We start from the raw sequence: 8,486 nt of genomic DNA on the forward strand, positions 1-8,486 counted from the left end.
GCTTCACCCAGCCGGGCGCCATGGCAGCCACGCTCACGCTTCCGGCCCGCCTGCTGCACGCGCTGCCGGACGACGCGGACCTGACCGCCGCCGCCCTCCTGGAGCCGGCCGCCTGCATCGCGGCCGCGGCGCTCAAGGGGAACGCCCGGCCGGGCGAGCGGGTCGCGGTGGTCGGCACCGGCACCCTCGGGATGTTCGCGGTGCAGTTCCTGAAGGCGATCTCGCCCTCGGAGCTGCTGGTCGTCGGTACGCGCCGCGACCGGGAGGCGCTGTCGCGGCAGTTCGGCGCGACCGCGTTCCGGACCAGGGACCAGGAACTGCCAGGCGACTTCGACGTCGTGATCGAGACCGCCGGGTCCGCGTCCGCCGCGCGCACCTCCGCCACCCAGCGCAGGCGCGGCGCACGGCTGGTCCTCACGGGTATCCCGGCGCCGGGCGCCGAGGGTCTCGACCCGACCGACCTCGTCGTACGGCAGCTGGAGGTGCACTCCGTCTTCGGGGCGCCGCCGGACGCCTGGGCGCACACGGTACGGGTCTTCGGCGCCGGGTTGCTCGACCCGCTGCCCCTGGTCACGCACGAGCTGCCGCTGACCGAGTTCTCGCAGGCCATCGAGCTGGTGGGAGCCGGCGACCCGAAAGTCGGCAAGGTGCTGCTCCGTCCCTAGTCGTACGCCGGTCACGGCGTCACCTGACGGCGCCGTGACCGGCGTACCACCGAGCCCTTTTCACACCCAGAGACGCGAACCTTGTCCGAAATATCGAACACGAAGGACAGCTTGTGACCGACGCTTCCGCCACGGCAGCCCGCCGGCCCGGTGAGCAGGCGCTCACCACCCTGGGCCTGGGCGCGCCCGCCCTCGACCCCGCCGACGCCTCGCCCCACACGTTCCCGGGCGGCGGCCGCTGGCGCACCGAGATCCCCTCGTGCGAGGGTCCCGAGGCGCTGGCGGTCGTGCTCAAGGAGTCCTCCCGGCTCGACGTGCCGATCCACCGGATCAGCCAGGGCAGCGGCGTGTGGATGCTCACCGACGCCGAGATCACCGAGATGGTCGAGGCCACCGAAGAACGCGACATCGAACTCTGCCTGTTCACCGGCCCGCGCGGCACCTGGGACATCGGTGGCTCGGTACGCACCGACTCACGCGGTGCCGGCCTGCGCGCCCGAGGCCACGACGCGGTCGCCGGCTGTGTCGAGGACGCCGTCCGGGCAACCGAGCTGGGCGTCAAGTGCCTTCTGGTCGCCGACGAGGGCGTGCTCTGGACGCTGCACCGGGCGCGCGAGACCGGCATCATCCCGGCCGACACCACGCTGAAGGTCTCGGCGCTGATCGGACCGGTCAACCCGGCGTCGTACGCCGTGTACGAGCGCCTCGGCGCCGACTCCGTCAACGTGCCCAGCGATCTGACGCTCGATCACCTCACCGAGATCCGCCGGGCGTCCGGCGCCCCCATGGACATGTACATCGAGGCCCCCGACGACCTCGGCGGTTACGTCCGGATGTACGAGGTCGCCGAGCTGATCCGCCGCGGCGCACCGCTCTACCTGAAATTCGGTCTGTCCAAGGCCCCGGGCATCTACCCGTGGGGCACCCACCTGCGGGACGTGACCCTGGACACCGCCCGGGAGCGGGTGCGGCGCGGCCGCCTCGCCCTGGACCTGCTCGCCCGGCACGGCGCGGACGGCGACATGGCGCCGCTCGGCTCCCGGCTGCCCGGACCGCTCAACCGCTTTCCCTCCGGCGCCTGACGGGCCGCCGGGAGCACCGCCCGCAATGACTCTCAACGACGAGAAGAACAAGGACTGATCACATGCGCAACCGCAGAGCCGCCATAGCCGCCATAGCCGCAGCCGCCTCCCTCGCCCTCACCCTGTCCGCCTGCGGCCAGGACAGCGCGGGCGGCAGCAAGGAGAAGGCCGGCAGCAGCAAGGGCGGCACCATCGGCATCGCGATGCCGACGAAGTCGTCCGAGCGCTGGATCGCGGACGGCAAGAACGTCGTCAAGAACCTCGAGGCCCAGGGCTACAAGACCAAGCTGGTCTACGGCGAGGACGACCCGGACACCCAGGTCTCGCAGATCGAGAACCTGATCACCCAGGGTGTCAAGGGCCTGATCGTCGCGGCCATCGACAACAAATCCCTGAACAACGTGCTCCAGGAGGCCGCGGACGCCAAGATCCCGGTCATCGCCTACGACCGGCTGATCCTCGGCACCAAGAACGTCGACTACTACGCCTCGTTCGACAACGAGAAGGTCGGCGTGCTCCAGGGCACGTACATCGTGCAGAAGCTCGGCCTGGACAGCGGCAAGAAGGGCCCGTTCAACATCGAGCTGTTCGCCGGCTCGAACGACGACAACAACACCAAGTACTTCTTCAACGGCGCGATGAGCGTGCTGCAGCCGTACATCGACAAGAAGCAGCTGGTGGTCAAGTCCGGCCAGACCGCGCTCAACAAGGTCACCACCCTGCGCTGGGACGGCGCCACCGCGCAGAAGCGCATGGAGGACATCCTCACGTCCTCCTACAAGAGCGGCCGGGTCGACGCGGTGCTCTCGCCCTACGACGGCATCTCCATCGGCATCCTCTCCGCGCTCAAGTCGGACGGCTACGGCTCCAAAAGCAAGCCGCTGCCGGTCGTCACCGGTCAGGACGCCGAACTCGCCTCCGTGAAGTCGATCATCGCCGGTGAGCAGACACAGACCGTCTACAAGGACACCCGCGAGCTCGCCAAGGTCGCCGCCACCATGGTCGACGACGCTCTCAAGGGCAAGAAGCCGCAGGTCAACGACACCAAGACCTATGACAACGGCACCAAGGTCGTGCCCGCCTACCTGCTCCAGCCGGTGAGCGTCGACAAGAGCAACTACGAGGACGTGCTGGTCAAGGGCGGCTACTACACCGACGCCGAGCTCAAGTAATCCCGACCGACCCGGCCGAACACCACTGATTGGAAGGCACGACCATGGCGGGACCCGTCCTGGAAATGCGCTCGATCGTCAAGACCTTTCCCGGCGTCAAGGCGCTGTCCGACGTCTCACTGACCGTCCGCCAGGGCGAGGTCCACGCCATCTGCGGGGAGAACGGCGCCGGCAAGTCGACCCTGATGAAGGTCCTCTCCGGCGTCCACCCGCACGGGAGTTACGAGGGGGAGATCCTCTTCGAGGAAGAGGTCTGCCGCTTCAAGGACATCCGGGCGAGCGAGCAGCACGGCATCGTCATCATCCACCAGGAGCTGGCGCTGGTGCCGTATCTCTCCATCGCGGAGAACATCTTCCTCGGCAACGAGCACGCCTCTCGCGGCGGGCTCATCAACTGGAACGAGACCCTCAGGCACGCCACAGAACTGCTGCGCCGGGTAGGCCTCGACGAGCACCCGGAGACCCGCGTCGCCGACATCGGCGTGGGCAAACAGCAGCTCGTCGAGATCGCCAAGGCGCTCTCCAAGTCGGTGAAGCTGCTCATCCTCGACGAGCCGACGGCGGCCCTGAACGACGAGGACAGCGGCAAACTCCTCGATCTCATCCTGGAGCTGAAGAAGCAGGGCATCACCTCGATCATCATCTCCCACAAGCTCAACGAGATCCGCCGGGTCGCCGACTCGGTGACGATCATCCGTGACGGGCACTCGATCGAGACGCTCGACGTGAGGGCGGCGGAGACCACCGAGGAGCGGATCATCGCCGGCATGGTGGGCCGCGACCTGGACCACCGCTTCCCCGAGCGCACTGCGCACGAGGCGCAGGAGGGCGCCGCCCCGGCCCTGGAGATCCGCAACTGGACCGTGCGCCACCCGATCGACCAGGAGCGCAAGGTGGTCGACGACGTGTCGATCAGCGTGCGCCGCGGGGAGATCGTCGGCATCGCCGGCCTGATGGGCGCCGGGCGCACCGAACTCGCGATGAGCGTCTTCGGGCGCGCCTACGGCCGGTACGCGGGCGGCACGGTCCTCAAGGACGGCAGGGAGATCCGTACGAAGACCGTCGCGGAGGCGGTCGGCCACGGCATCGCGTATGTCACCGAGGACCGCAAGCACTACGGCCTCAACCTCATCGACACCATCAACCGCAACATCTCGCTGACCGCGCTGGGCAAGGTCGCGAAGCGCGGGGTGGTCGACGAGCACGAGGAGCGGCAGGTCTCCGAGGGCTACCGCAAGTCCATGAACATCAAGGCACCGACCGTCTTCGAGCCGGTGGGCAAGCTGTCGGGCGGCAACCAGCAGAAGGTCGTCCTCAGCAAGTGGATCTTCGCCGGTCCTGACGTGCTGATCCTGGACGAGCCCACGCGCGGCATCGACGTGGGAGCCAAGTTCGAGATCTACACGGTCATCGACCGGCTGGCCGCCCAGGGCAAGGCGGTCGTCTTCATCTCCTCCGAGCTGCCCGAGCTGCTCGGCATGTGCGACCGCATCTACACGATGGCCGCGGGACGGCTGACCGGTGAGGTGCCACGGGCCGAGGCCACGCAGGAAGTGCTGATGCGCCATATGACGAAGGACAAAGAGGTAACGCGATGAGCACCGATGTGACCGACAAGATCCCGGCCTCCGCGCCGCCGGGCAGAGGCGGACCGGCCTCCGGCGACGGCCTGCTCCGGCTGATGCTGGACGGACTGCGCCGCAACATGCGCCAGTACGGCATGCTCATCGCGCTCGGTCTGATCGTCGTGCTCTTCACGATCTGGACCGACGGGGATCTGCTGCTCCCGCGCAACGTCTCCAACCTGGTGCTGCAGAACAGCTACATCCTGATCCTCGCCATCGGCATGATGCTGGTGATCATCGCGGGTCACATCGACCTGTCGGTCGGCTCGCTGACGGCGTTCGTGGGCGCGTTCGCCGCCGTGCTGACGGTGCAGCACGGCGTGGCCTGGCCGATCGCCCTGGCGCTGTGCCTGCTGATGGGCGCGGTCGCGGGCTCCGTCCAGGGCTTTCTGATCGCCTACCTCGGCATACCGTCGTTCATCGTCACCCTCGCCGGCATGCTGCTCTTCCGCGGTCTGACGGAGATCCTCCTCAAGGGCCAGACCCTCGGTCCCTTCCCCGACGGACTGCAGAAGATGGGCAACGGCTTCCTGCCCGAGGCCGGCCCGGACACCAACTACCACAACCTCACGCTGCTCCTCGGCATCGTGCTGATCGTCGCCGTGGTGTGGCAGGAGGTGCGGGACCGCAGCCGCCAGCAGGAGTTCGCGCTCGAGGTGCTGCCCGGCCGGCTCTTCGCGCTGAAGCTGGTCGCCCTCGTCGCCGCGATCCTCACCCTCACCATGCTGCTCGCCAGCTACAAGGGCGCGCCGATCGTGCTGATCATCCTCGGCTGCCTGGTGGTCGGCTACGGCTATGTCATGCGCAACGCGGTCTTCGGCCGCCACATCTACGCGATCGGCGGCAACCTGCCGGCGGCCAAGCTGTCCGGCGTCAAGGACAAGAAGGTCACCTTCTACGTCTTCCTGAACATGGGCGTGCTCGCGGCCCTGGCGGGTCTGGTGGTCGCCGCCCGCCTGAACGCGGCCTCGCCGAAGGCGGGCGTCAACTTCGAGCTCGCGGCGATCGCCTCGTCGTTCATCGGCGGCGCGTCGATGAGCGGCGGTGTCGGCACCGTCCTCGGCGCGATCATCGGCGGTCTCGTCCTCGGCGTGCTGAACAACGGCATGAACCTCCTGAGCGTCGGCACCGACTGGCAGCAGGTCATCAAGGGCCTGGCCCTTCTGGTGGCGGTCGGCTTCGACGTGTGGAACAAGCGCAAGTCGGGTTCGTAGGCGACCGGGCCCCGCCGATCGGCGGGGCCCGATGTCCCTTCCGGACCCGGCTTCCTTCGCAGGAGCCGCACGTGACTCCACCCACCCCCGACGGCAGCGGGCTTCCGGCCCGAATGCTGCGGTCCGGCCCGGACCGATTCCCGCAGGAACAACAGAAAGACACCGCACCATTACGCACCGCACAGACCGGGAAGCGAATTCCCCACGTAAGGAGCCGCACATGGAACTGAACAGACGCACGGTCATCGCAGGTGCCGCGGCGGCGGGCCTCGCCGCGACCACCCTCGGGGGCACCGCCGAGGCCTCCAGCGGCAAGCTGCCGGCGAAGTCGCCCTTCGGCAAGCTCGCCGACGGCACCAAGGTGTACCGCTGGTCGCTGGAGAACGGCGGCACGCGGCTGCGGGTCCTCGACTGGGGCGGTGTCGTCCAGGGCCTGGAGCTCCCCGACCGGCACGGCCACCACGCCAACGTCTCCCTGGGCTTCGACAACATCGACGACTACGTGGCGAAGACCCCGTACTTCGGCGCCCTGATCGGCCGCTACGGCAACCGCATCGGAAAGGGACAGTTCACCCTGGACGGCAGGTCGTACCAGTTGTCCGTGAACGACGGCGTGAACAGCCTGCACGGTGGCGCCAAGGGTTTCGACAAGCACGTCTGGGACGTCGAGCCGTTCACCAAGGGCTCCGACGTCGGTCTGCACCTGTACTACACCAGCGTCGACGGGGAGATGGGCTACCCGGGCACGCTGCGGGCGAAGGTGACGTACACCCTCACCCGGCACGGCGACTGGCGCATCGACTACGAGGCCACCACCGACAAGGCCACCGTGGTCAACCTCACCAGCCACGTCTACTGGAACCTGGCCGGCGAGGGCAGCGGCACGATCGAGAACCACGAGCTCACGATCGCCGCCTCCCGCTACACCCCGACCGACACGGGTCTGATCCCCACCGGCGAGCTGGCCAAGGTCTCCGGCACCCCCTTCGACTTCCGCCGGACCAAGACGATCGGCCGGGACATCCGCGACGGCCACGTCCAGCAGGTGCAGGCCAAGGGATACGACCACAACTGGGTGCTGGACAAGGGCATCACCGCCCGGCCCGAGCATGTCGCCACCCTGCGCGACCCGCACTCCGGCCGCACCCTGAAGATCGCCACCGACCAGCCGGGGCTCCAGTTCTACTCCGGCAACTTCCTGGACGGCACCCTGACCGGCACCGGCGGCCGCACCTACCGCCAGGGCGACGCGCTGTGCCTGGAGACACAGCACTTTCCGGACTCGCCGAACCAGCCGGCGTTCCCGTCGACCGTGCTGCGGCCGGGGCAGACGTACCGGACGACGACGATCCACTCGTTCGGCGTCTGAGTGCTCCGGGTCACGGGGCCCGTGACGCGGCGCACGGGCCCCGAGTTCCCGAACTCACACTTCTTTCACACTCGTTGAACAGCGCCACCTCCGACTCCGTATAGAGAGGTGGCCCGTGCTCCCCCGCACGGGCCACCCAAAGACGACGAGCCCGTCCGTCCCCGCGGGCTCGCCTCATACGGAGGTTCCATGGCCGAAAACGTCACCTCGCTGTTCCGCAACACCGCGGCGCACAGCCCGTCGATGGCGGCGCTCACGCGGGAGGGCGGCGACGAGGCCGGGCCGGTGGACTTCTGCATCCCCTGTAATCCCTACTTCCCCACCCCGGCGATGTTCGAGGAGATGTCGTCCCGGCTGCGGGACATCATCACGTACTACCCGAGCAGCGCCGACACCATCACGGCCGAGCTGTGCAGCCTCCTCCGGCTGCCGCCGCAGTGCGTGGCGATGGGCAACGGATCCACCGAGCTCATCACCTGGATCGACCACCTCCTGGTGCGCGAGTCCCTGGCCATCCCCGTCCCCACCTTCGGCCGCTGGACGGACCAGCCGATGGAGACCGGCAAGCGGGTCGACATGTTCCCGCTCCAGGAGTCCAGCGGTTTCGCCCTGGACCTGGCCCAGTACGCGGACTTCATCCGCAAGCGCGGCACCCGTGTGGCCGTCGTCTGCAACCCGAACAACCCCGACGGCGGGTTCATCCACCGTCAGGCCCTCGTGCAGTTCATGGACGCGATGGCGGACCTGGACCTCGTGGTGATCGACGAGTCCTTCCTGGAGTTCGCCGACGCCGAGGCCGAACCGAGTGTGGTGCAGGAGGCGATGCTGCGGCCCAACGTGGTCGTGCTCCGCAGCCTCGGCAAGAACTTCGGCCTGCACGGCATACGCTTCGGCTACCTGGTCGCCAACCCGTCCCTGGCGGGCAAGGTCCGGACCATGCTGCCCAAGTGGAACCTCAACTCCTTCGCCGAGCACGTGGTGTTCATGCTGAAGGAGCACGGCGCGGAGTACGCGCAGAGTCTGATGCAGGTGCGCCGGGACCGGCTGGAGATGGCCAGCCAGCTGTCCGCGCTGCCCGGCCTGACCGTCTATCCCTCGCAGGGCAACTTCCTCTTCGTGCGCCTGCCCGTCGGCGCCGAGGGCACCGTGGTCCGGGACCGGATGCTCACCGAGCACCGGATCCTGGTCCGTGAGTGCGGCAACAAGATCGGTTCGTCCAGCCGCTTCCTGAGGCTCGTGGTGCGCCCCCAGGTCGACGTGCGTCGCCTGGTGTCCGGCCTGGAGCAGGTGCTCTACGGGTCCAGGAGGGGAGCCGCGCGGGCCGCCGCGGGGCCGCGGGGCCCCCGCGCGACCGGGTGC

The 8,486-nt window shown here is 68.5% G+C and carries 7 protein-coding genes; all 7 read left to right on the forward strand.

Translation table 11 applies throughout. From position 1 onward, the window contains the following. Window positions 1–665 (forward strand): zinc-binding dehydrogenase (locus ACFW2E_RS34555; RefSeq protein ID WP_384472199.1); only part of this gene is annotated, 665 nt, incomplete at its 5' end. 113 nt (window positions 666–778) lie between these two features. Further along, complete coding sequence (locus tag ACFW2E_RS34560) at window positions 779–1,747, forward strand: hypothetical protein (RefSeq protein ID WP_384472202.1); 969 nt, start codon at window positions 779–781, stop codon at window positions 1,745–1,747. 62 nt (window positions 1,748–1,809) lie between these two features. Next, window positions 1,810–2,919 carry a multiple monosaccharide ABC transporter substrate-binding protein gene (gene chvE, locus ACFW2E_RS34565; protein WP_384472205.1) on the forward strand — a complete coding sequence of 370 codons (1,110 nt, stop codon included), beginning with the start codon at window positions 1,810–1,812 and terminating at the stop codon, window positions 2,917–2,919. Window positions 2,920–2,963: 44 nt separating this feature from the next. After that, a complete protein-coding gene (mmsA, locus tag ACFW2E_RS34570) occupies window positions 2,964–4,517 on the forward strand; it encodes a multiple monosaccharide ABC transporter ATP-binding protein (RefSeq protein WP_384472208.1) in 1,554 nt (517 codons plus the stop codon). After that, the gene (gene mmsB / locus ACFW2E_RS34575; RefSeq protein WP_384472211.1) at window positions 4,514–5,758 is read left to right on the forward strand and encodes a multiple monosaccharide ABC transporter permease; all 1,245 of its coding nucleotides are present in this window, start codon (window positions 4,514–4,516) and stop codon (window positions 5,756–5,758) included. The genes mmsA and mmsB overlap by 4 nt, the downstream gene beginning before the upstream one ends. A 220-nt stretch (window positions 5,759–5,978) precedes the next feature. Beyond that, window positions 5,979–7,127: an aldose epimerase family protein gene (locus ACFW2E_RS34580; protein ID WP_384472213.1), complete on the forward strand. Its 1,149-nt coding sequence runs from the start codon at window positions 5,979–5,981 to the stop codon at window positions 7,125–7,127. Window positions 7,128–7,316: 189 nt separating this feature from the next. Further along, on the forward strand, window positions 7,317–8,486 hold a 1,170-nt coding region (locus ACFW2E_RS34585), incomplete at its 3' end, for a pyridoxal phosphate-dependent aminotransferase (protein WP_384472215.1).

This window comes from Streptomyces sp. NPDC058964 (assembly GCF_042741275.1).
GTDB lineage: Bacteria > Actinomycetota > Actinomycetes > Streptomycetales > Streptomycetaceae > Streptomyces.